Below are 22289 nucleotides of genomic sequence, written 5' to 3'. Positions count from 1 at the left end.
ACATCAAACTCAGAACTCAATTCAGCAAGTGTTTTTTCTGCTTTGATCGCAGCAAGTGCTACCTTAGCCTTAAAGTCGTTTGAATGATTTCTTCTTGGTCTACGTGCCATAAAATACTCCATATATTAATGTTTATAACATCATTTGAGCAGCAGAGTATCACTTATAGGAGTTGTTCAAATTTCCGGATCCATCTCTTACTTTTAAATATACAGAACAAGGTCCCGTGGGCTTGGCAGGTGACAAAAAAGTCTACATTGCCAGCAGTCGTGGCGGTGTGTATGGCGATAACAGCCCTGTAGATTATCAAGAAGGTTTATTAAAAGCCGTATTTAATTTTACAGGTGTTAGCGATATTGATGTGATTCGTGCCGAAGGTGTCAATATGGGACCTGACATGAAAGCACAAGCAATGGCGACAGCTCAGGCTCAAATTCAAGCCATTTAACAGAATGACATTTCCCTCTTAGGTCAGCATCTGCTGACCTTTTTTTATGGTGACTTTGATTAGTTTCAGGGATCAGTTTTCAGGAATTGGTTTTCACGGATTAGTCCTGATCCAGTCGGTGTGCAAAATCAGCTAAATCACTCAGCGCACGTTGTCCTTCTTCAAACCAAGAGCTAAACATTTGGAAGTTATGCCACATGCCAGTGTACAGCATAAATTCGACATCTAGGCCGGCTTCTTCTGCTTTGACTTTAAAGCGCTGCGCATCATCCAATAAAATTTCTTTAGAACCCACTTGAATATGAATCGGAGGTAGTTCTTTGAGCTCGGCAAAAAAAGGCGAGACCAATGGATCAGCTCGATCGACCGAGCGTGGTACATAATAATCAATGCCTGTTTCGAGGGCTTCTATGCTTAACAGCGCATCATGCTTACGGTTATAACGCAAAGACTCACTGCTCAGCGTCAAGTCTAAAAACGGTGACATCAACACCAAACCACTGACTTGTGGAAGTTGTTCCTGTTGAATTTTAAGGGCTAAGGCAAGCGCCAAGTTTGCACCACAAGAGTCGCCTGACAAAATAATATCTTTGGCTTGAACCCCTTGATCTAATAACACCGCATACACATCAAAAAGGGCATCGAGTGCTTCAGGGAACTGTGCTTCAGGGGATAAAGGATAATCCAAATGTAACACTTGCATTTGCGTGCGTGCCGCAACTTGAGTCAGAAACGCCCGATGCGTGTTCATCGAACCCAAGAAAAATGCGCCCCCATGAATATGAAAAATGAGTTGGGTCGATGCCTGTTGAGGTTTGATTTCTTCGGCTTTTAAGCCGGCTAAGCGAATAGGACGAATTTGTACATCGGGGTTTTGGGGAAATGCACGACACATTTGTTCCAAAGCAAACCTTAAAGTATTGGGCGGTAAATTGAATTGGCTCGGCCCACGAATTGTGGTTTTTAAAATGCTTTCTGTAATCAGTTGTTTCGTCAGTGGCGATATCTTCATTGTCTTTCCATCTTTTTCTATTTTTGGAATCGTGTGAGCATATTTACCAACACAAATTACAAGGTTACACTAAACGGTCACATACAAAAATTGATAAATTGTTGTGACTTTTGGATACTAATGTCGTCTATATCAGACCAGGGAAATAAACAAAAATGAAAAAAATTGCACTAGCATTAGGATTGATGAGTTTAGCCGCATTTGCAAATGCTGCAGACCCGCTAAATGGTACAACTTGGAAAACCATTGATGATAAAACCAAGCAGCCAAAAGCGATTGTAAAATTCACTGAACAAAAAAATGGTACGCTTTCTGCGAGCATTCAGTCAGTTTTGACACCAGGTGAAGAAAACGCTTGTAAAAAATGTGAAGGCCCATATCACAACAAATCATTAAAAGGCTTACGTATTGTGACCGGTCTTAAAAATGTAGGTGGTACAAGCTATGAAGACGGTTCAATTTTGGATCCTCAATCAGGTAAAACTTACAAGTTAAAAGGTCAATTGGCTGATGGTGGCAAAAAACTAGAGCTTCGCGGCTTTATTGGCGTTGCTGCTTTAGGTCGTAATCAAACATGGATTCGTGCCAACTAATTTGACATGATTCAAACAAAAAAAGCCTGACAATGTCAGGCTTTTTTATAGCCTATTTTCAGCCACAATTGAACTAGAGCCGTGCATGAGTGTGATAAAAAAATTTATTTCAATGCACGGTAAGCGCTTTCATCAAAGCCAACCAATAAATCGCTACCTGTATCGAGTACAGGACGTTTAATCATGCTGCTATGCGCTGTTAAACACTGAATCAAATTTTCTTCACTGGCTAAGGCTGTCTGTTGCTCTTCTTCACTGAGTTTTTTCCATGTGGTGCCTTTTTTGTTGAGAATCACATCAGCGCCTTTGGCATTAAGCCATTTTTTTACGGTTTTAGCATCAATCGCTTGTTTTTTATAGTCATGAAATTCGTAGGTCAGGCCTAATTCGTTGAGCAAGTCGAAAGCTTTTTTCATGGTATTACAGTTTTTGATGCCATAAATTTTAAGCATGAACAGGTGTCCTCAATTATTCAAAACAATAAGATAAAAAATACAATTCAGCATTATCCTACAGGCTAATTCATCAATGCTCAAAGCACGATCGTGATGTGGATTAAGAAATAAATGTTTTGCTGTACAAGTCGCATGCTGTAAATATTAGGCATTGTCATCAAAACGACATTTTGGTGTTTTAGAATAGCCTACAGAACAAAACGAATCAGAAAAGAAAGCGCTGCGATAACAAGAAAATTCAGCCTAAGGTTGCACGGTCAGAAGTAGAAATAAAGCGAGAATAAGAATTTGCTGTGCAGATCGAATTTTTAGCTGTTTTATTTGGGGGAGTCTAGAGATGCGAGGGCTAGAAAAGAGAAAACCCGCATTTAATCATCCTGATCATGCGGGTCTCAGTCCAACGTCCATTGTCACATCCTTGAAAACAAGCTAAATCATTTAGTTTGTTTTTATACTTCCTTCGGCGTCCAATCCTTTTGTGTCATCCTGACATGTCCCTTTGCCGTGCGACCATAATGCTACGTTCGAGTTGTGAGATAAATCCACAAATTCGTCATGTAATGTGAGAAATAACCTCTAATTGAGTAAACAATCGTTCACTCAATTAATTGCTGAAAGCTTAAATTTTATAGTCAATAATCACTGGGGCATGGTCGCTAAACCACTCATCTTTGAATACCCAAGCATTCACGGTACGTTCTTTCCAGTCAGGTGAACATGCATGGTAGTCGATACGCCAACCCACATTTTTGGCACGGGCTTGTCCGCGGTTAGACCACCAAGAGTAAAGCTCGGCTTCTTTACGTACCTCACGGAAGGTGTCGACATAGCCAAGCTCATCATAAATATGATCGAGCCATGCACGTTCATGTGGTAAGCAGCCTGAAGCCTTTTGGTTCCCAGACCAATTTTTAATATCAATACGTTTATGCACGATGTTGTAGTCACCGCAAACAATCACTGACTTATTTTCAGCACGCCATTGCTTCAAAATTTGTTTGTATTCGTTTAAAAATAAATCTTTACGTGCCTGAGCTTCTTCACCCGATGAACCAGAAGGCAGGTAGAGCGAGCAAATATGTGCAGTTTGTCCAAGTCCTAAATCGAACTCAGCAGAAATAAAGCGGCCTTGGCTATCGGCTAATTCAAAGCCTAAGCCATCTTTCACTGATACAAAGGGTAGGCGGCTATAAATCGCAGTACCGGCATAGCCTGGGCGTTCTGCAGGGAAAAGGTGTGTAAACCAACCTTCGGGTTTAAATTTATCGGTCCATTGTTCATGGGTAATGCGGCTTTCTTGCATGCAGATGACATCGGCGTCTGAAGTTGCCATCCAGTCAAAAATACCTTTTTTTTCAGCGGAACGCAGACCATTCACATTAATTGAAACGACACGTAAAATTTTTTGATCACTTGGATAGCTACTCTTTGGTATCATGCTCAGGTTTAACCTCAAACTTAAAAAAATGGAGCACCTCATGACAGCGCAAGCGGCATTTAATCCACAAGCTTTTATCGAACTCGCATTATCACGTGGTGTGCTTAAATTTGGTGAGTTTACTTTAAAATCGGGTCGTGTGAGTCCTTATTTTTTTAATGCAGGTCTACTGAACGATGGTGAAGCCTTATCATTATTGGCTTCTGGCTATGCAGCTAAATTAACACAATGCGATAATGTGGAAGTGGTCTTTGGCCCAGCTTATAAAGGTATTCCATTTGTAGCAGCTACGGCTGTCGCACTGTCACAAAACCATGGTGTGAGCGTACCTTGGGGCTTTAACCGTAAAGAAGCGAAAGACCATGGCGAAGGCGGTGTATTGGTTGGTGCGTCTGTTGAAGGTAAAAAAGTCTGGATCATTGATGATGTGATCACTGCGGGTACAGCGATTCGTGAAGTAGTAACTATTCTGAAAAATGCCGGTGCACAAATTGCGGGCGTATTGGTGGCGCTAGACCGTCAAGAAAAAGGTCAGGGCGATTTGTCTGCGATTCAAGAAGTGCAAAAAGAACTCGAAATTCCTGTACATGCTTTAATCACTATGAAAGATTTAATGACTTTCTTAGATGCAAAAGGCGAAACTGAAGCCTTGGCGAAAATGGAAGCGTACCGTGTTAAATACGGCATCTAATTTTTCGGGATTTCAAAAGGCAGCTGAAGCTGCCTTTTTTACGTCTTTAAATGATGATTGTTGCATCTAACTAACATAAAACGTGAAATATTGCTTAAAAAGTAGGCGTTAAACGTGAAGAATCAATAAAAAGCCGTCTCAGTGCGCTATTTACTGAAACGGCTTTAGTTAAAGTATTGATACTTATAGAAAATTTAAAGAATTTCGTATAACGTGTATTATGTTAATTTTAGAATATCTATAAAAATATAAAATTAGTTCTTCTAGTCAATGAACTAAAAACAGATGTAAGTTACAAATAAATGGAATTGGAATAAGGACTTATAAAAATGAAAATTGATTTGAATAACTGGAAAATAATTAAAGATGTTTTTATTAAAGCGCAAAAAGCAAATATGCATGTAAATATTGCTAGCGTATCTATCGAGGGAATACCTAACATTACTCCAATAGGAACAGTTTTCTTGAATGATGATGGAACAGGTTTTCTGTTTGATTCATTTTCTCATCAATTAGCAGAAAATCTAAAACAAAATAAAAATGTTTGTATCTGTGCTGTGAACTCAAGCAAAGTTTTTTGGTTATCGTCATTCATTAAAGGGCAATTTAACTCTCATCCTGGTGTAAGACTCTATGGTGAGCTTGGGGATTTAAGACCTGCAACAGAACAAGAAAAATTAAAAGTAAATCTGCGTATTCAATCTTTAAAGTGGACGAAAGGCAGTAAATTAATTTGGTCTGATTTTACTCATGTTAGAGAGTTTAAGGTTAATAACTATAGATGGATAAAATATCCTAATATGATGGATCATTTAACATAATGGCGATTATACGAAGTACACTTGTATATTAATATAAATATCAACTACTTAATAAAAATAGAAAAATCCAAAAATGCCCAAAAAGCCGACTTTGAAACAAGTCGGCTTTTTTATGATCGATTTTGATAGTTTTTGCCAAGAAAATTGGCTAAAAAAATGATCAATTTAGCAATCAGTGCCCATTTCATACGGATCCAGGTTCCAAAACTATCCCCAATTGCTGGGGATAAAATTTAGGCTATTTTGTACGCTTTGGCTCACATAAAACTCGGCCCTTTGCGGCTATCCAGGATAGGTGAATTTTCCTATGATGAAGTCATAGAGAACAGGATGTTCCAAACAACAAGAATAAGAAAGATCGCACCAGGAGCGTGAGGTAAGACAGGAGTCATACCTAGCAACCCAATATGAGAAACCCCGGCAGGATGCTGGGGTTTTTTATTATCTAAAATATTTAGATCAAAGTTGGATGGGCATCCAGAATGCGAATTAAAGTCGCTGCAGGACCAGTCGGATAGCGTCGGCCTTGTTCCCAGTTCTGTAGCGTTCTCGCGCTAATATGCAAACGTGCAGCAAACTCTGCTTGCGTTAATCCAGTTTTCTCACGTACTTCTTTAATATCTGGCAATTCAAGCTCTGTGACTCGACTGGCCTTTATCTCATTACGTTTGATGGCACCAGCTTCTTTGATTGAAGCAACCAGGTCATCAAATAAGTTGTTATCCATGAAATTGCTCCTTTACTAATTGACGCAGGATCGATGTTTCTTTGTCTGTCAGATTATCTTTCACAGACTTTGGATAAGCCACCAGGAAAAATATCTGATCATCTTCTGTGACCCAATAATAGATCACCCGGATGCCGCCGCTTTTACCTTTATTGCCTTGAGTACAGCGTACTTTACGAATTCCACCACCATTCTTGATTAAGTCACCTTTATCAGGTTGTACCAAAAGATCTTGCTGGAGCTGACGATACTCTTCATCACTTACAAGCTCTTTAATTTGCTTGGTAAAAACACTGGTTTCAATGAATAACATGAGCTCAAGTACGTCAATGGCGTATAAGAATTTTAGCAGTTTTAGAATAAAAAAACGAGAAAAGGTAGCTCTCATTTCTCATAACCGAAATTATCTTACGTGATTAGCTTCAATTTTGATTTTTAGGTAATAGAAATTACAACCAAAAGGTAAATAAATATTCAATTTTTTGATACAAAAAGTCATTTATAGTATATTTAATTAATTGATATAATTTACATTAAGTACATTATTAGAATAAATATATAGAATGCCTCGTTTAGTTCTAAAGGCTAAATCAATAAGATCTTTTGATCCTAAATTTTTGATGGCCTTAATTGATTGTCTACCTTTAAATCAGCGACCCTCTATTAAGGAATTATTAAATCTTTATCCAGAAGAAATTAAATTAGATCTAACCTCTGAAGTATTGGAGTCTACTATTGAAAAAATATCAGCTCGATTAGGTACGGTATTCGATATTCAACATTCATAATTTAAAATTAAATAATAGATGTTATATGAAAGGCACAATTCATGAGCCTTTTCATCACTCGTTTAACATAAAATCTCTTATACGAAACTCTCTTCATCACACTTCTTACATTCCAACATTACCCCTAACTTTTCGTTCCGTCCTTGCTCAGTGATAACCCAAGGACGGTTTTGCCAAGGCGGATCATGCCGGACATGCTGTGTATGGCCACAAGCTAAAATAGCATACCAATGATTTTCATCATCCAAGGCAAAATCAACAATGGCTTGCTGCATATCGGACACCTATCTAAACTGAACTTATGTTGAAAAGGGGAGAGAGCTCATGCTGAGCAATCACAACGGCTTGAATATCAAATTGCTAAATAGACTGTGAAATTTGGTTTATTTCTGCCGCACGCTTACGCCGCGACAATTCTATTTTTCCCGCCATGTTTGGCTTTATACAGCGCTAGATCAGCACGCTTAATTGTATCTTCGTAGGTACAATCTTCAGGCATGATGGTTGTCACTCCTATGCTCACGGTGACATGCGCGTTATCTATTGAAAACCGACTTAATTCTTTTCTGGAATGTTCATGAATCCGTTTGGCAAACTGGATGGCCTGCTCGCAGCCCGTGTTGGGCAAGGCGACCACAAACTCATCTCCACCTAAGCGGCAGGCGCAATCGGTCTTACGCAGCGTTAAACGAAGAATATCTGCGACTGCTCGGATTGCCTCATCACCGACATGATGGCCTTTACTGTCGTTGATTTTTTTGAGGTTATCAAGATCGAACATCAAGATCGAGGTCTGTATGGAATGCCGTAGGTATGACTCATAATGTAATGCTAAGTCATGCTCTAATTTTCTTCGGTTGAAAAGACCGGTTAATTGATCCGTATGGCTGAGTTCCTTCAGCTTGATTTCCAAGTTGTGACGCGCTGAAATATTACTTGCGACCCAAAGTACAACGTCTTCTTCATCTACCGAAAAACTGAGGGCTTGGATGCGCACTTCAAACCAAATGGGCTCTTCAGGACCATAATCGGGCAGACCTTTTACATCCCTATTGCTCAATTCGTACTCTTCGATGAGTAGATTTCCTGATGCTAGAGCTTGGCCGATCAGTTGCATAAACAAGTTGGCTTTATCTGGCTTGATCACATCTGAAATATAGGTACCAACAAGACCGGAACCATCGTGGTAATAACGATTATCGCGCCCGCCAAAAACTGCAACGTATTTTCCACTACGTGATATGACAAATGCAGGGTCTGGTAAAGCATCAAGAATGATAGCCATCTGCTCAATGTTGATCATCAATGAATTCTATTTTTTTTATTTACAATAATTAACACAATATCTAAAAAAAATAAAAAATCACGTATTTTTTAACCAAAAATAGGGCTAAGTATATTTGGAAGTAATTAAACAGGTAGCAATGCTTTGGTATTTATTTACACAGACCTATCACATGATGTTATTAAAGCTTATTTCCATTATTGAGATAAAGCCGATGATAGAAATGTTTTGAATTATCGCCTGCATCACACGAATCCATACATACACATGCAAAATCAGAATAAACAAAAGAAAAATCTCGGCTATACTCATTCATAAATTGATAATGAACAGAGCACTGAATAATGCGTGTACTTGTTGTGATGGATCCCATCGAAAATGTAAACCTAAAAAAAGATACCTCAATGGCGATGCTATGGGCAGCAGCACGTCGTGGACATGAGCTAGGCTATGCATTACAGCAAGATTTATATATCGATCAAGGCAAAGCCTTTGGTTTGATTTCACCGCTAAAAGTTTTTGAAAACTACAACCACTATTACGAACTCGGCGAAAAACAAAAAGAACCAATTGCTGCTTATGACGTGGTTTTGATGCGTAAAGATCCTCCGTTTGACATGAACTTTGTCTACACCACCTATATTTTGGAACAGGCTGAACGCGAAGGTGCATGGATTATTAACAAGCCACAAAGCCTACGTGACTGCAATGAAAAATTGTTTGCGACACAATTCCCTGAACTTCAAGTACCAACCTTGGTGACTTCGCAGCAAAGTCTGATTCGTGAATTTTTACAAGAACATGGTGATGTGATTGTGAAGCCATTAGACGGCATGGGCGGCATGGGCATTTTCCGTTTATACCAAGATGGCGTTAATATTGGTTCAACCATTGAAATCCTGACCAATAACGGCACACAGCCGATTATGGCGCAGCGATACATCCCTGAAATTGTGGATGGTGACAAACGTATTTTGATGATCAATGGCGAACCCGTACCGTATTGTTTGGCGCGTATTCCGCAAAATGGTGAAGTGCGTGGCAACTTGGCGGCAGGTGGTTTGGGCGAGGCGCGTCCATTGACCGAAAATGATAAAGCCATTGCAGCCAAAGTCGGACCATTCCTTCGTGAAAAAGGTTTGGTCTTTGTTGGTTTGGATGTGATTGGTAATTACGTGACTGAAATCAATGTCACCAGTCCGACCTGCGTACGTGAAATTGATGCGCAATTTGGCACCTCGATTGCCGATGATTTATTTGATGTCCTTGAGACAGGTTTAAAAGCTTAATTTTGCACTAGATTTAAAAGAGTCCTTCACGGGCTCTTTTTTGTCCTGCGCTAAGGGGAGGGGAGCTAAAAAAGCAAAAAAACTGTAAGTGAATGCAATTAAAGTGAAAAATTGTCTGATTTTTTTTCAATTCTCATAGATTAATAATAAAACTAGTTTAAACTTTTAAAATAGTAGAAAAAAACAATCATACGCCTGTTGAAAAAAAGTAAATTACCTTTCACGGTCATGCGTTTGTGATTACAATTGTTTGCTTAAAATCGAATATCATTAGCCTCTTTTTAGAATTGAAGAATTAGACAGTGACCGAAGTAACGCAAGTAAAGCCGAAACATGTCATGATGATGGCTGCCGGAACCGGTGGTCACGTCTTTCCAGCGCTCGCTGTTGCCAAAGAGTTGCAACAACAAGGCTGTGAAGTTTCTTGGCTCGCAACGCCAACAGGCATGGAAAATCGCCTGCTTAAAAATCATAATATTCCAATTTATCAAATTGATATCCAAGGCGTACGCGGCAATGGAGTCGTGCGTAAGCTGATGGCACCGTTTAAAATTCTCAAAGCTACTTTGAGTGCCATGCGTTATATGAAACAACTCAAAGTTGATGCAGTTGCAGGCTTTGGGGGTTACGTGGCTGGACCGGGTGGTTTGGCGGCTCGTGCATTGGGCATTCCAGTCATTATCCATGAACAAAATGCGGTGGCAGGTTTTACCAATACGCAGTTGTCACGTGTGGCCAAAATTGTTTGTCAGGCATTTCCAAATACCTTTCCAGCACAAGATAAAATCGTAACCACAGGGAATCCTGTACGTAAAGAAATTACAGAAATTTTAAATCCGTCATGGCGTTACCAAGAGCGTGAAAAAGCTGGGTTGCCATTACGGGTTTTAATTGTGGGTGGCTCACTGGGCGCACGTGCCTTAAATGAATGTGTGCCGGCAGCCTTGCAGCAATTAGAACAGCCACTCAGTGTATATCACCAGTGTGGTCAAAATAACGCTGAAAGCACATTGGCTCGTTATGCAAATGCACCTGAACATATGCAAGTTGAAGTTCAGCCGTTTATTGAAGATATGGCAGCAGCCTATTCTGCAGCGGATTTGATTATCTGCCGTGCTGGTGCGCTAACCGTCACTGAAATTGCGACAGCAGGTGTAGCAGCCGTGTTTGTTCCTCTGCCAAGTGCAGTGGATGACCATCAAACTGCAAATGCAGGGTTCTTGGCCAATATCAATGCCGCAAAAATTTGCCCACAAGCGGACATGACCGCAGAAAGTTTAACAGCGTTGTTGAAGCCGCTGATGAATCGCCAACGACTTATGGAAATGGCGGTTAAGGCTCGACAACAGGCACAACCCGATGCGACACAGCACGTGGTTGGTTTAATTCAAGATTTGTAAAATTCGAGTAATCTATGTCTCCATCAACGCCTGCCGATCAAGCGAAAAAGCTCATTAAAGTGCCAGAAATGCGCCGTATTAAACACATCCATTTTATTGGGATTGGTGGTGCGGGCATGTGCGGTATTGCCGAAGTATTGAAAAACCAAGGCTATAAAGTTTCAGGTTCAGATATTAAAGCGTCGAAAACCACGGCTCAGCTTGAAGAAAACGGCATTCAAGTTTTCATCGGTCATGCTGCTGAAAATATTCAAGGTGCCAATGTAATCGTGGTATCAACAGCCATTGATTCTGAAAACCCGGAAGTGAAAGCGGCGATTGAAACCCGTACACCTGTCGTGCGTCGTGCAGAAATGTTGGGTGAATTAATGCGTTACCGTCATGGTATTGCCGTTGCGGGGACGCATGGTAAAACCACGACAACCAGTCTTGTGACCTGCATGTTGGCAGAAGAAAATCTGGACCCAACTTATGTCATTGGTGGTTTGTTAAATCGTACTGGTGTGAATGCTGCATTGGGTGCAAGTCGTTATATCGTGGCCGAAGCGGATGAATCAGATGCATCTTTCCTGCATTTACAGCCGATGGCAACGATTGTCACCAATATCGATGCTGACCATATGGATACCTATGGCGGTAGCTTTGATGTATTGAAAGATACCTTCGTACAATTCTTACAGCGCCTTCCATTTTACGGTTTAGCTGTGATGTGTGGTGATGATGCCAACATCCGTGAAATTATGCCGCGTATTGGTCGTCCTGTCGTGACTTATGGTTTCAATGAAGACAATGACATTCGTGCCGTTGATGTGGCTCAAGAAGGCATGCAATCACACTTTACCGTTTTGCGTAAAGACCGTGAGCCGTTACGTTTAACCATTAACTTGCCAGGTCTTCATAACATCTTAAATGCCTTGGCAGCGATTGGTATTGCAACGGATGAAGGCGTTTCTGATGCTGCGATTGCGCGTGCCTTAGAAAGCTTCAGTGGTGTAGGTCGTCGTTTCCAAGTCCAAGGCGAATTTGAAGTTGAAGATGGCTTGGTGAAATTGGTCGATGACTATGGTCACCATCCAAAAGAAGTGGAAGCGACCATTAAAGCGGCACGTGCAAGTCATCCAGATCGTCGTTTGGTGATGATGTTCCAACCGCACCGTTTTAGCCGTACGCGTGACTGTTTTGATGACTTCGTCGATGTCTTGTCACAAGTCGATCAACTGTTGTTATTAGAAGTTTATCCTGCAGGTGAAAAACCAATTGTGGGTGCGGATAGTCGTGCGTTGGCTCGAAGCATTCGTCTCCGTGGTGAGGTTGAGCCGATTCTCATCGATCCAGTAGAAGGCAACTTACAAGCAGTAATGAAAAAAGTGTTACAAGCAAATGACTTGTTATTAACACAGGGCGCAGGTAATGTTGGAGCAATCTCAATCGAACTTGCTCAAAACAATCTCTATGTAAAATGATCACCGCTTGGTGATCCAAAGTTTGTTTAGACCGTAGATAAAAGTTTAAGGATATAAACGTGTCAAATGCTTCAAAATTCGGCAAAGTTGCCGTGTTATTAGGTGGAAAATCTGCCGAACGTGAGGTTTCTCTCGATAGTGGTAAAGCTGTACTTGAAGCATTGGTGCGTTCGGGTGTAAATGCCGAAGCATTTGATCCGCAGCAACGCAGTGTGACTGAGTTGGTGGCTTATGACCGTGCATTTATCGTCCTTCATGGCCGTGGTGGTGAAGATGGTCAAATTCAGGGTACTTTGGAATGGTTAAACATTCCGTACACTGGAACGGGCGTTCAAGGCTCGGCGATTGGTATGGATAAAGTCAAAACTAAACAAGTTTGGCAAGGTTCAGAACTACCGACAGCACCTTATCGTATTGTCAGCAAAGATTCAGATTTACAAGAAATTGTAGATTCAATTGGTTTGCCATTTATCATTAAGCCGGTGCATGAAGGCTCAAGCATTGGTATGAGCAAAGTTGAAAAAATTGAAGACTTTGCAACCGCAATTGCAAAAGCGACCCAGCATGATGCAGTTGTGATGGCTGAAAAATGGATTACCGGACGTGAATTTACCATTGTGATTTTAAATGGTCAGGCATTACCGGTGATTCGTTTAGAACCGCCTGCAGATGTGGCTTTTTACGATTACGAAGCGAAATATAACCGTAACGATGTGCAATATGGTATTCCATGTGGCTTGACTGAAGATGAAGAAAAGCGTCTACAAGCTTTATCTTTACGCGCTTTCCAAGCGGTAGGTGCGAGTGGTTGGGGCCGTATTGACGCGATGCAGGATGCAGAAGGAAACTTCTGGTTACTTGAGGTAAATACTGTTCCGGGTATGACCAGTCATTCTCTAGTGCCAAAAGCGGCCAATGCCGTAGGTTATAGTTTTGATGATCTTTGTGTCGCGATTTTGGAACAAACCCTAACAGGTGCGGCACACTAAATTATGGCTCAACTTCCTGCGTCTATGCGCCGTAAACGTGCAGCAACGACATCGATACATGACAAACCACCGACACGTAAGGAAAAGCTTACCAATGTGGGTGGATGGCTGTTGTTGTTTATTGCATGTATGGTCTTGATTGCCGGAATTTGGGGGCTATATAAAGTCATGACGGATGCACGTGTGGCTGAACTTGATGTGGTGGGTGTGCGGAGCGTCCAAGAAAAACAACAAGTCATGTCATACGTTTCACCGATGATGACTCAAAATTATTTTACCTCTGATTTACGTGTCATTCGTGACCGTACTTTAGAAATCTCGTGGGTCGATCGCGTGGTGGTATCGCGTGCTTGGCCAAATGCAATTCGTGTACGGGTGATGCCGCGTCAAGCAATTGCACGTTGGGGAACTGGGCGACTGTTAAGCGACAGTGGTGATGTATTTGCCGAATTAACCCCGACCAATCATCAGAATTTGCCGTTATTGCATGGGCCGACGAGTCAGTCCAAAATGATGATGCGTCGCTATAATGAAATTAATCAATTATTTATACCTGTTGGCATTCGTTTAAAAGAATTATATTTAACCGAACGAATGACTTGGTTTATGCAGTTTGATTCAGGCTTACGCGTGATTGTCGATCAAGATCAGACCATGAGTAAGTTGCAGCGTTTAAGTTATCTCGCACACAGTGACTTAAAACCTGTATGGCCACGAATTTCTGCCATCGATTTGCGCTACCGAAATGGTTTAGCGATTCAATGGAAAAACTCTGTGCCAGCAAAGTCGGTAAATGGTCAGTTTGTTGTAACCAGTGATGACATAGGCATTGCGAATGCAGCGCCGGTAAAGCCATAATGATCGGCTTTATAAGTAGAGGCTTTAAGCCATAAATTAAACAAACATGTGAATGGTAGTAGTAAATAATGAATGAAGCTGTTCCCTCGGTTGTTGCGATTGACATTGGGACACACAAAGTTTCAGTTTTGATTGGTAAGGTACACGCGCCAGACAATATCCAAGTGGTAGGGATGGCGACCGCTCGTAACCGCGGCATGAATAAAGGGAAAATTGTCAGTCTCGATAAAGTTGTTACCGCAATTAAAAATGCAGTGCAGGAAGCGGAAGATATGGCGGAATGTCGTGTACATTCTGCGTGGATTTCCATTCCAAGTGCTGAACTAAAAAGTTTTTATGCCTCTGGTCGCACTCCAATTGAAAATAATGACCATGCGATTACCACCAATGAAGTGGTGCGTGCATTAGAACTGGCTAAAGCCAGTCATTTAACGTCTGACCACTATTTGGTGAGTGCTGTACCTTTAGGTTTTGAACTAGATGATGAACCTGAGTGGGTATTAAACCCGATTCGCATGTCAGCACGGAGTATGACAGGGCATTATCATTTGATGATGTTGCCCATCAGCACCATGCAGAATTTGGATCGTGCATTAAAAGGCGCCAATATTGGTGTTGAACGCATGGTCATTTCATCATTAGCAACAGCTGAAGCCAGCTTGCTTAAAGATGAAAAAGAATATGGTGTGTGCTTGGTCGATATTGGTGCTGGTACGACCAATATCGCGGTGTATTTAGATGGTCGCTTGGCGATGACACACACTTTGCAACGTGGCGGTGAGCATGTAACGCGTGATATTGCTGCTGTATTGCAAACCACAACAGAAGAAGCTGAACGTATTAAGCTGTTGTATGGTTGTGTCGACCTGAAAGTGGTTAAACCTGAAAGTATGATTCAGTTCCAAGGGATTGATGGTCCACAAACCATTAGCCGTATTGAACTGACCGAAATCATTATTGCGCGCTATGAAGAAATCTTTAATCAAGTGCGTAATGAATTGGTCGATCATGGTGCAATTCATGGTTTATACCATGGTGTTGTACTCACAGGTGATGCCTGCCAAATTGAAGGAATGGTGACATTTGCACGCCGGATTTTAGGTGTCTCTGCACATTTAGGTAATCCACCTATGCAAGTGTATGCCGATGATCAACAGCAAGCCGCTTTACGTCGTTCACAATACGCGACTGCCGCAGGTCTGTTAATTTTCAGTCAAAGCGAAACACAAGATACGATCGTTGAGCCAGAAGATACGGAAAAACTTTCAGTATTGAATCGGGTAAAACGGGCATGGTCGGGCTTCAATGACACCTTGAAGTCGATCTTTTAAGTTGAAATATTTGGGAATATTGTTGGGAAGTTGTACGGATTATTGCTTGTACTTGACAAGCTGGAACTTGGACAGCATTCTAAAAAACAATTTTTATTAAGATCAAGGCAGTATACGGGCTGAAGTGTCTGCCAATTATGGATTAGGAATTTTTTAGGCATGGCCTCATTTGAATTTTTAGAAGATGATCAAAGCGACAGCAACGGTCAAGCCCGTTTCACAGTATTCGGTGTAGGTGGTGCTGGCGGTAACGCTGTGCAACACATGTTGGAATCAGATATCGAGGGTGTGAAATTTGTTTGTGCCAATACAGACAAACAAGCACTCGATCGCATGAATGCACAATTTAAAATCCAACTGGGTGAGCAAAGTACCCGTGGTTTGGGTGCAGGTGCAAATCCACAAGTGGGTCAAACTGCTGCTGAAGAAAGCCGTGAGTTGATTCGCCAACACCTTGAAGGAACGGACATGGTGTTCGTGACTGCAGGTATGGGTGGTGGTACAGGTACAGGTGCTGCGCCAGTTGTTGCTGAAATTGCCAAAGAAATGGGTATCTTAACGGTAGGTGTGGTGACGACTCCGTTTAACTTTGAAGGTAAACGTCGTCAGCAATCTGCTGAGAAAGGTATCGAAGCACTTGAGCAACATGTTGATTCTCTGATTATTATTCCGAACCAACGCCTGCTAAAAGTGTTCCGTGATATCTCGATGAAAGATGCTTACAAAAAAGCAGACGACGTACTGTTAAATGCTGTACGTAGTATCTTCGATCTTGTGGTGCGTCCTGGTCATATCAACCTTGACTTCGCCGATTTGAAAACTGCGATGAGTACACGTGGTTATGCCATGATGGGTGCAGGTTCTGGTCGTGGTGAAAACCGTGCACGTCAAGCTGCTGAACAAGCGATCCGTAGCCCATTGTTAGATAACGTGACGATCATGAATGCAAAAGGCATTTTGATTAACGTAACAGGTGGCGATGACGTAACCTTCGGTGAAATTGAAGAAATCACTGATGTAGTGAACCAAATTGTGGATCTTGATGAAGGTCAAGTTTTCTACGGTACGGTATTTGATCCAGATGCACGTGATGAAATTAGTGTAACTGTGATCGCAACGGGTTTAACGCGTAATTCTGCCGATTCTGCTGAGCCAGTGAAACGCCCTGTCGCACAAGCAACGCGTACAGTCGCTTCTGCACAAGCACCTGTAGATGAAGATGATGTACCAGCGATTCAACGTCAGCACAATGAAGCAGCTGCTCCGGCGGCTGCGGCGGCGTCAGCATCGAATTCACGCCCTACGCCAATGAGTATTCAAGACTACTTGAAAAATCAGCAACGTAAATAACATAAATTCAATGACTTAAGTGTCTATTGATTACAAAAGGTAGCTGATCAGCTACCTTTTTGTTTTTTATCAATGGCTAAATATGCTAACGTATAGCGGTTTTGTGAACTGATGATAGAAGACACATGTTGAAACAACGTACCCTGAAACGCATCGTGAAAGCGAGTGGCATCGGACTGCATAGTGGGCAAAAAGTGATGATTAACTTTGTGCCACATCATGCCGATGGGGGCATTGTGTTTCGTCGTATCGACTTAAATCCACCGATTGATATTCCAGCTGATGCTATGCTGATTCAAGAAGCATTCATGTGTTCTAACTTGGTGCAAGAAAACGCCAAGGTGGGCACAATTGAGCACATTATGAGTGCGATTGCTGGTTTAGGGATTGATAACCTGATTGTGGAAGTGTCGGCATCTGAAGTGCCTATTATGGATGGGAGTGCAGGCCCGTTCATTTATTTGCTTATGCAAGGTGAACTACAAGAACAAAATGCACCTAAAAAATTCATAAAAATACTTAAACCTGTCGAAGCACTGATTGATGATAAACGTGCTGCCTTTCAACCGCATGACGGTTTCCAATTAAATTTTACGATTGATTTTGACCATCCTGCATTTAAGAAAGAATTTCAATCGGCAACCATCGACTTTTCAACCGAAACATTTGTCTATGAAGTCAGTGAAGCGCGGACTTTTGGCTTTATGAAAGATTTGGATTATCTCAAAGCCAATAATTTGGCTTTGGGGGCGAGTCTCGAAAATGCCATTGGCGTAGATGAAAATGGTGTGGTCAATGAAGAGGGTTTACGCTTCTCGGATGAGTTTGTTCGTCACAAAATATTAGATGCTGTGGGTGATTTATATTTGCTTGGTCATCAAATTATTGCGAAATATGATGCCTATAAGTCAGGTCATGCATTAAATAATCAGTTATTACGCAATGTCAAAAGTGATCCAGATAGCTATGAAATTGTAACATTTGATGACATTAATGATTGCCCAATTAGTTATGTGAATGTGACATAAGTCATTGTCTTATAATAGTGATGTTATATTGTATCATTTGTAAGTGTTAAGTCTGTCACATTCTGAGCATTCAAATTTGTCTGTTACAACTGGGTGGTTACTTTTTATTGCTTGCCAAACGCAGCATTGCTTGGCTAAGCTTAGGGTCGCTCACAAAGTCAGCAGCATTACGGAGTAAATCCTGAGTTTCTGTACTGAGGGTTCTTGAAATTTTTTCAGGGGAATGGGGCGTTGGAGACGGAGTTCTCAGACGGACTTGAATCTTGTGCAAATCCTTGAATTCGTATATTTGTGATAATTGTGCAATATATTGCTTTTGCAAATAGGCCAACTGACTAATCAGTGCCTGATTTTCTCCAGTTAATATAAGTACACCATTTATATAACAAACAACTTGCCATTGATCCGGTTGGGGCAATAGCGGTTGAACAATTTTCGTAAGTTTCTGCCATGCAGCAACTTGCGTTGAGAGAAACGACAAGTTTCCTGTTTTTATGTGTTTTCTTGTTGGTTGAAAGACGTTGACAGGTTCTGACATACATATTTCCTACATGTTTATGTCTTAATCTTATGCGCTCCTTTTGGCTGATATCAAGGACGAAATCACACAAGGAACAAAAGAGAACAGTTTATAGAGGTTTTTTATGCATTTACGACGTATTTTATTGGCGTTTTCATTGGCAGCTTCGGCCGCTTCAGTCGCTTTTGCAGATTTAGTTGAATTAAATCAAGCAGACTCATCAGATCGTATTGAACAGTTAACTCGCACTTTGTCTCAAGGTGCTTACTCTGAAAGCAATGATATTGATGTTCCAGCGGAAACGAAGTTGAATGTTCAAATTCGTGAAAAATCAATTGAACTCAACAATGCGACAATCGCAAAAAAATACGGTTCAAGCAATTCCTCTCAAAACTATTCAGCAAGTTCAAATAATCCATATTCATGGTTAATTGCCCACCCACTTCCAGACATGAAGCGCGTGAGCTCAAATTATGGTGGCCGTACCATGGGTGGCCGTGCAGAAAATCATTCAGGTTTAGATCTTTCTGCGGCAAGTGGTACACCTATTTATGCAACGGGTCCAGGCATTGTAACCAAATCAGGCTGGGGCACAGGTTATGGCCAATATGTTGAAATCAACCATGGTAATGGTTACCTGACACGTTATGCACATGCATCACGCTTAATTGCACGTGTAGGCGACCGTGTTGCTGCGGGTGAGCATATTGCTAACGTTGGTTGTACTGGTCGTTGTACTGGCCCACATTTGCATTACGAAGTAGTGAAAGATGGTCAACGCAAAAACCCATCGACGTATTTAGCGATGTTGCCATAAGCGCATACAACATCTGTATACGAAGCCATTGTCTGAACCTCTACAGACAATGGCTTTTTTATTTATCGCTAATAACTATAAAATTATCATTCTAAAAAATATTGTCTGTATGAAATATGGCGAAAATTGACCCAAAAATGTAAATTTGTGTAATTGTTAATCAATAAGTATTTAGTAAATAAATAATAGAGCTATTTCGTATTCATCTGTGGCGATAACTCAGCCTAGCCAAAATATGGTACTAATAGAGCCATATATTTAGCACATAGGATAGGTGAAGTATGGCGTTTTATGGCGATACAGATGCGCAAGAAACCCAAGAATGGCAGGACGCATTTGATTCAGTTTTACAGCACATGGGAACTGACCGCGCTGCATTTTTGCTTGAAAAACTCTATCAACAAGCGATTGCTAAGCACGTTCCCATTCAGCGACTAAATACTCCTTACTTAAATACCATTTCAGTTGAAGAACAACCGCCTATGCCGGGTGATTCGGATATGGAGCGCCGTATTCGTGCGCTGATCCGCTGGAATGCCTTAGCGATGGTACTGCGTGCCAATAAAACAGGTGACGATTTAGGTGGTCACTTGGCAAGTTTTGCATCATCTGCCACTTTATATGACGTGGGTTTTAACCACTTCTTCCGTGCCAATAGCGACAGCTTTGGCGGTGACATGATCTATTATCAAGGTCACTGTGCGCCAGGTATCTATGCACGTTCGTTCTTAGAAGGTCGTTTGACTGAAGAACATTTAAATAATTTCCGTCGTGAAGTTGGCGGTAAAGGTTTACCTTCATACCCACATCCGTACTTGATGCCAGATTATTGGCAGTTCCCAACCGTATCGATGGGTCTAGGCCCGATCATGTCGATCTATCAAGCACACATTCAAAAGTACTTGATGAACCGTGGCCTGATCAAAGAAGAAAACCGTAAAGTTTGGGCTTACCTCGGTGATGGTGAGATGGATGAGCCTGAAAGTACAGGTGCCATTTCACTTGCAGGCCGTGAAAAGCTCGACAACCTGATTTGGGTCGTGAACTGTAACTTACAGCGTCTAGATGGCCCAGTTCGTGGTAACGGTAAAATTATTCAAGAACTTGAATCATTGTTCCGTGGTGCAGGCTGGCGTGTGATTAAGGTGGTATGGGGTCGTCATTGGGATCCGCTACTGGCAAAAGATGATTCAGGTGCCTTAAAAGCGGTGATGGAAGAAGCGGTTGATGGTGACTTCCAACGCTATCAAGTGAAAGGCGGTGCGTATACGCGTGCGCATTTCTTTGGTAAATATCCTGAAGCTGAAGAGTTGGTTCGCAACTTAAGCGATGAAGATATTGATAACCTGAACCGTGGTGGTCATGACCCATTCAAAGTGTATGCGGCTTATGCCGAAGCGATGAAGGAAACAGGTCAGCCAACAGTTATCTTGGCAAAAACAGTCAAAGGTTATGGTTTGTCGGAAGAGATTGAAGCAGTCAACAAGACGCATCAAATCAAGAAAATGCAGCTTGAGTCGTTGAAATATGTACGTAACCGTTTCAACTTGCCATTTACCGATGAACAGCTTGAAGAAGTGCCATTCTATCGTCCGAGTGAAAACTCGCCTGAATTGAAATACATGAAGGCGCGTCGTGAGGCATTGGGTGGTTATTTACCTGCACGTCGTAAAGAAAGTGAACAGCTGGCGATTCCTGAATTGTCTGTGTTTGATGCGGTACTGAAAGGCAGTGGCGGTAAAGAGCAATCGACGACCATGTTGATGGTACGTTTGATTTCATCATTATTGAAAGAAAAAGCCATTAAAGATCGTGTCGTACCAATTGTGCCAGATGAAGCGCGTACTTTCGGTTTGGAAGGTATGTTCCGTCAGTTGGGGATCTATGCTGCGCATGGTCAAAAATATACCCCTGAAGACCAAGAACAGTTGATGCATTACCGTGAAGCTAAAGATGGTCACATGTTACAAGAAGGGATTAACGAAGCGGGTGCGATGAGTGCTTGGGCTGCGTTAGGAACCAGTTATTCAACCAATAACTTGCCAATGATTCCGATGTATATGTACTACTCGATGTTCGGTTTCCAGCGTATTGGCGATATTGCATGGGCTGCAGGTGATGCACAGGCGCAAGGTTTCTTGTTAGGTGCAACTGCGGGTCGTACAACACTGAACGGTGAAGGTTTACAGCACCAAGATGGTCATTCACATATCTTGGCAAATACGATTCCAAACTGTATTTCTTATGACCCATGTTTTGGTTATGAGTTGGCAGTAATCGTACATGACGGTTTAAAACGCATGTACGTGAACCAAGAGCGTGTGTTCTACTACTTAACAGTAATGAATGAAAACTACGAACACCCTGCTATTCCTGAAGGTGCTGAAGAAGGCATTAAACGTGGTATGTATCTCTTCGAAGAAGATGAGAAAGCAACGGTTCAGTTGATGGGTTCAGGTGTGATTCTGCGTGAAGTGATTAAAGCGGCGAAAATCCTTCGTGATGAATATCAAATTCATTCAAACGTGTGGAGCGTCACTAGCTTTAACGAATTAGCTCGTGATGGTATGGCGTGTGAAGAATACAACCGCTTACATCCGTTGGCTGAAGATACGAAAGAAGCTTGGGTCTCTCAATTACTTCGTGAAAAAGACGGTATTGTGGTATCGGCAACCGATCACATGCGTGCATATAGCGAACAAATCCGTGCCTATCTTCCAGACAATCGTCCATTCGTGGCATTAGGCACAGATGGTTATGGTCGTTCAGATACACGTGGCAACTTACGTAGCTACTTTGGTGTTGATGCCGCACATATTGTGGTAGCAACATTGAAAAAACTCGCGGATGAAGGCGAAGTTGATGCACGTTTAGTTAAAGATGCCATCTCAAGCTTTGAACTAGATACTGACCGTCCAGTGGCATGGGCTCCGCAAGAAACGCCGGAACTGCATGCGGTGGCTGACTACAAAGAGGAGAACTAATC

At 41.7% G+C, this 22289-nt stretch carries 22 protein-coding genes and 1 pseudogene; 15 read left to right on the top strand and 8 right to left on the bottom strand.

The window, feature by feature from the left end:
• Positions 1-199: 199 nt before the first annotated feature.
• Positions 200-448: pseudogene (locus tag FTT72_RS10800) on the top strand (NAD(P)H-dependent oxidoreductase); the annotation flags it as partial.
• A gap of 100 nt (positions 449-548) precedes the next feature.
• Here the strand turns inward: FTT72_RS10800 and FTT72_RS10795 are convergent.
• Positions 549-1460, bottom strand: coding sequence for an alpha/beta hydrolase (locus FTT72_RS10795; protein ID WP_180022332.1), 912 nt, complete (start codon positions 1458-1460; stop codon positions 549-551).
• A gap of 155 nt (positions 1461-1615) precedes the next feature.
• Here FTT72_RS10795 and FTT72_RS10790 point away from each other — a divergent pair, with 155 nt between their 5' ends.
• Positions 1616-2053 (top strand): DUF2147 domain-containing protein, encoded by a 438-nt coding sequence (locus FTT72_RS10790; protein WP_078193227.1) that lies wholly within the window; start codon positions 1616-1618, stop codon positions 2051-2053.
• A 104-nt stretch (positions 2054-2157) separates the two neighbouring features.
• Here the strand turns inward: FTT72_RS10790 and FTT72_RS10785 are convergent, their stop codons facing one another.
• Both FTT72_RS10785 and FTT72_RS10780 read right to left on the bottom strand, forming a co-directional pair.
• Positions 2158-2505: a Spx/MgsR family RNA polymerase-binding regulatory protein gene (locus FTT72_RS10785; RefSeq protein WP_180178342.1), complete on the bottom strand. Its 348-nt coding sequence runs from the start codon at positions 2503-2505 to the stop codon at positions 2158-2160.
• 622 nt (positions 2506-3127) lie between these two features.
• Positions 3128-3946: an exodeoxyribonuclease III gene (locus tag FTT72_RS10780; protein WP_180054178.1), complete on the bottom strand. Its 819-nt coding sequence runs from the start codon at positions 3944-3946 to the stop codon at positions 3128-3130.
• Positions 3947-3986: 40 nt separating this feature from the next.
• On the opposite strand from FTT72_RS10780, the gene pyrE reads away from it, so the two are divergent.
• Both pyrE and FTT72_RS10770 read left to right on the top strand, forming a co-directional pair.
• Positions 3987-4637, top strand: coding sequence for an orotate phosphoribosyltransferase (gene pyrE, locus FTT72_RS10775; protein WP_180041430.1), 651 nt, complete (start codon positions 3987-3989; stop codon positions 4635-4637).
• A gap of 329 nt (positions 4638-4966) precedes the next feature.
• The gene (locus tag FTT72_RS10770) at positions 4967-5458 is read left to right on the top strand and encodes a pyridoxamine 5'-phosphate oxidase family protein (protein ID WP_039624381.1); all 492 of its coding nucleotides are present in this window, start codon (positions 4967-4969) and stop codon (positions 5456-5458) included.
• Positions 5459-5912: 454 nt separating this feature from the next.
• Here FTT72_RS10770 and nadS read toward each other — a convergent pair whose 3' ends face one another.
• Positions 5913-6185 (bottom strand): NadS family protein, encoded by a 273-nt coding sequence (gene nadS, locus FTT72_RS10765; protein WP_004641921.1) that lies wholly within the window; start codon positions 6183-6185, stop codon positions 5913-5915.
• On the bottom strand, positions 6178-6498 hold the full coding sequence (locus FTT72_RS10760; RefSeq protein ID WP_067765721.1) for a type II toxin-antitoxin system RelE/ParE family toxin: 321 nt from the start codon (positions 6496-6498) through the stop codon (positions 6178-6180). The genes nadS and FTT72_RS10760 overlap by 8 nt, the downstream gene beginning before the upstream one ends.
• 250 nt (positions 6499-6748) lie before the next feature.
• Between FTT72_RS10760 and FTT72_RS10755 the strand changes: the two genes are divergently transcribed.
• Positions 6749-6973 (top strand): hypothetical protein, encoded by a 225-nt coding sequence (locus FTT72_RS10755; RefSeq protein WP_100329926.1) that lies wholly within the window; start codon positions 6749-6751, stop codon positions 6971-6973.
• A gap of 77 nt (positions 6974-7050) precedes the next feature.
• Here the strand turns inward: FTT72_RS10755 and FTT72_RS10750 are convergent, their stop codons facing one another.
• Together FTT72_RS10750 and FTT72_RS10745 are read right to left on the bottom strand one after the other, a co-directional pair.
• The gene (locus FTT72_RS10750; protein WP_180054181.1) at positions 7051-7248 is read right to left on the bottom strand and encodes a DUF3565 domain-containing protein; all 198 of its coding nucleotides are present in this window, start codon (positions 7246-7248) and stop codon (positions 7051-7053) included.
• A gap of 125 nt (positions 7249-7373) precedes the next feature.
• Positions 7374-8276: a sensor domain-containing diguanylate cyclase gene (locus FTT72_RS10745; protein ID WP_180178341.1), complete on the bottom strand. Its 903-nt coding sequence runs from the start codon at positions 8274-8276 to the stop codon at positions 7374-7376.
• 326 nt (positions 8277-8602) lie between these two features.
• Between FTT72_RS10745 and gshB the strand changes: the two genes are divergently transcribed.
• From gshB to lpxC, 8 genes are all read left to right on the top strand, one after another.
• The gene (gshB, locus tag FTT72_RS10740) at positions 8603-9547 is read left to right on the top strand and encodes a glutathione synthase (RefSeq protein ID WP_180178340.1); all 945 of its coding nucleotides are present in this window, start codon (positions 8603-8605) and stop codon (positions 9545-9547) included.
• A gap of 302 nt (positions 9548-9849) precedes the next feature.
• Entirely contained in the window at positions 9850-10947 is a 1098-nt protein-coding gene (gene murG, locus FTT72_RS10735) for an undecaprenyldiphospho-muramoylpentapeptide beta-N-acetylglucosaminyltransferase (protein ID WP_168379398.1), read from the top strand.
• Positions 10948-10961: 14 nt separating this feature from the next.
• Positions 10962-12410 carry a UDP-N-acetylmuramate--L-alanine ligase gene (murC, locus tag FTT72_RS10730; protein ID WP_078190576.1) on the top strand — a complete coding sequence of 483 codons (1449 nt, stop codon included), beginning with the start codon at positions 10962-10964 and terminating at the stop codon, positions 12408-12410.
• A 59-nt stretch (positions 12411-12469) separates the two neighbouring features.
• On the top strand, positions 12470-13399 hold the full coding sequence (locus FTT72_RS10725) for a D-alanine--D-alanine ligase (RefSeq protein WP_078193219.1): 930 nt from the start codon (positions 12470-12472) through the stop codon (positions 13397-13399).
• Positions 13400-13402: 3 nt separating this feature from the next.
• Positions 13403-14257, top strand: a complete 855-nt coding sequence (locus FTT72_RS10720) for a cell division protein FtsQ/DivIB (RefSeq protein ID WP_180063029.1) — start codon at positions 13403-13405, stop codon at positions 14255-14257.
• A 68-nt stretch (positions 14258-14325) separates the two neighbouring features.
• Positions 14326-15588, top strand: coding sequence for a cell division protein FtsA (ftsA, locus tag FTT72_RS10715; protein WP_078190573.1), 1263 nt, complete (start codon positions 14326-14328; stop codon positions 15586-15588).
• A gap of 159 nt (positions 15589-15747) precedes the next feature.
• On the top strand, positions 15748-16938 hold the full coding sequence (gene ftsZ / locus FTT72_RS10710; RefSeq protein ID WP_168379400.1) for a cell division protein FtsZ: 1191 nt from the start codon (positions 15748-15750) through the stop codon (positions 16936-16938).
• A 125-nt stretch (positions 16939-17063) separates the two neighbouring features.
• Positions 17064-17966 (top strand): UDP-3-O-acyl-N-acetylglucosamine deacetylase, encoded by a 903-nt coding sequence (lpxC, locus tag FTT72_RS10705; RefSeq protein WP_168379401.1) that lies wholly within the window; start codon positions 17064-17066, stop codon positions 17964-17966.
• A 97-nt stretch (positions 17967-18063) separates the two neighbouring features.
• Here lpxC and FTT72_RS10700 read toward each other — a convergent pair whose 3' ends face one another.
• The gene (locus FTT72_RS10700) at positions 18064-18504 is read right to left on the bottom strand and encodes a DciA family protein (RefSeq protein WP_180054185.1); all 441 of its coding nucleotides are present in this window, start codon (positions 18502-18504) and stop codon (positions 18064-18066) included.
• 106 nt (positions 18505-18610) lie between these two features.
• Between FTT72_RS10700 and FTT72_RS10695 the strand changes: the two genes are divergently transcribed.
• On the top strand, positions 18611-19303 hold the full coding sequence (locus FTT72_RS10695) for a M23 family metallopeptidase (RefSeq protein WP_180059327.1): 693 nt from the start codon (positions 18611-18613) through the stop codon (positions 19301-19303).
• Between the two features lie 281 nt (positions 19304-19584).
• A complete protein-coding gene (aceE, locus tag FTT72_RS10690; RefSeq protein ID WP_180041745.1) occupies positions 19585-22287 on the top strand; it encodes a pyruvate dehydrogenase (acetyl-transferring), homodimeric type in 2703 nt (900 codons plus the stop codon).
• Positions 22288-22289: the final 2 nt, after the last annotated feature.

It is taken from the genome of Acinetobacter sp. YH01005 (genome assembly GCF_013420465.1).
Classification (GTDB): Bacteria; Pseudomonadota; Gammaproteobacteria; order Pseudomonadales; family Moraxellaceae; genus Acinetobacter; species Acinetobacter amyesii.
The sequence above is the reverse complement of the archived record's forward strand: the minus strand, read 5'-3'. Positions and strand labels throughout refer to the sequence as shown.

Coding starts and splice junctions, on each gene's coding strand:
- ftsZ (WP_168379400.1), top strand. CDS start 15,748: ATGGCCTCATTTGAATTTTTAGAAGATGATCAAAGCGACAGCAACGGT.
- FTT72_RS10760 (WP_067765721.1), bottom strand. CDS start 6,498: ATGTTATTCATTGAAACCAGTGTTTTTACCAAGCAAATTAAAGAGCTT.
- FTT72_RS10780 (WP_180054178.1), bottom strand. CDS start 3,946: ATGATACCAAAGAGTAGCTATCCAAGTGATCAAAAAATTTTACGTGTC.
- FTT72_RS10695 (WP_180059327.1), top strand. CDS start 18,611: ATGCATTTACGACGTATTTTATTGGCGTTTTCATTGGCAGCTTCGGCC.
- FTT72_RS10770 (WP_039624381.1), top strand. CDS start 4,967: ATGAAAATTGATTTGAATAACTGGAAAATAATTAAAGATGTTTTTATT.
- nadS (WP_004641921.1), bottom strand. CDS start 6,185: ATGGATAACAACTTATTTGATGACCTGGTTGCTTCAATCAAAGAAGCT.
- aceE (WP_180041745.1), top strand. CDS start 19,585: ATGGCGTTTTATGGCGATACAGATGCGCAAGAAACCCAAGAATGGCAG.
- gshB (WP_180178340.1), top strand. CDS start 8,603: ATGCGTGTACTTGTTGTGATGGATCCCATCGAAAATGTAAACCTAAAA.
- FTT72_RS10720 (WP_180063029.1), top strand. CDS start 13,403: ATGGCTCAACTTCCTGCGTCTATGCGCCGTAAACGTGCAGCAACGACA.
- murC (WP_078190576.1), top strand. CDS start 10,962: ATGTCTCCATCAACGCCTGCCGATCAAGCGAAAAAGCTCATTAAAGTG.
- lpxC (WP_168379401.1), top strand. CDS start 17,064: ATGTTGAAACAACGTACCCTGAAACGCATCGTGAAAGCGAGTGGCATC.
- ftsA (WP_078190573.1), top strand. CDS start 14,326: ATGAATGAAGCTGTTCCCTCGGTTGTTGCGATTGACATTGGGACACAC.
- FTT72_RS10755 (WP_100329926.1), top strand. CDS start 6,749: ATGCCTCGTTTAGTTCTAAAGGCTAAATCAATAAGATCTTTTGATCCT.
- FTT72_RS10785 (WP_180178342.1), bottom strand. CDS start 2,505: ATGCTTAAAATTTATGGCATCAAAAACTGTAATACCATGAAAAAAGCT.
- pyrE (WP_180041430.1), top strand. CDS start 3,987: ATGACAGCGCAAGCGGCATTTAATCCACAAGCTTTTATCGAACTCGCA.
- FTT72_RS10745 (WP_180178341.1), bottom strand. CDS start 8,276: ATGATCAACATTGAGCAGATGGCTATCATTCTTGATGCTTTACCAGAC.
- FTT72_RS10700 (WP_180054185.1), bottom strand. CDS start 18,504: ATGTCAGAACCTGTCAACGTCTTTCAACCAACAAGAAAACACATAAAA.
- FTT72_RS10750 (WP_180054181.1), bottom strand. CDS start 7,248: ATGCAGCAAGCCATTGTTGATTTTGCCTTGGATGATGAAAATCATTGG.
- FTT72_RS10795 (WP_180022332.1), bottom strand. CDS start 1,460: ATGAAGATATCGCCACTGACGAAACAACTGATTACAGAAAGCATTTTA.
- FTT72_RS10790 (WP_078193227.1), top strand. CDS start 1,616: ATGAAAAAAATTGCACTAGCATTAGGATTGATGAGTTTAGCCGCATTT.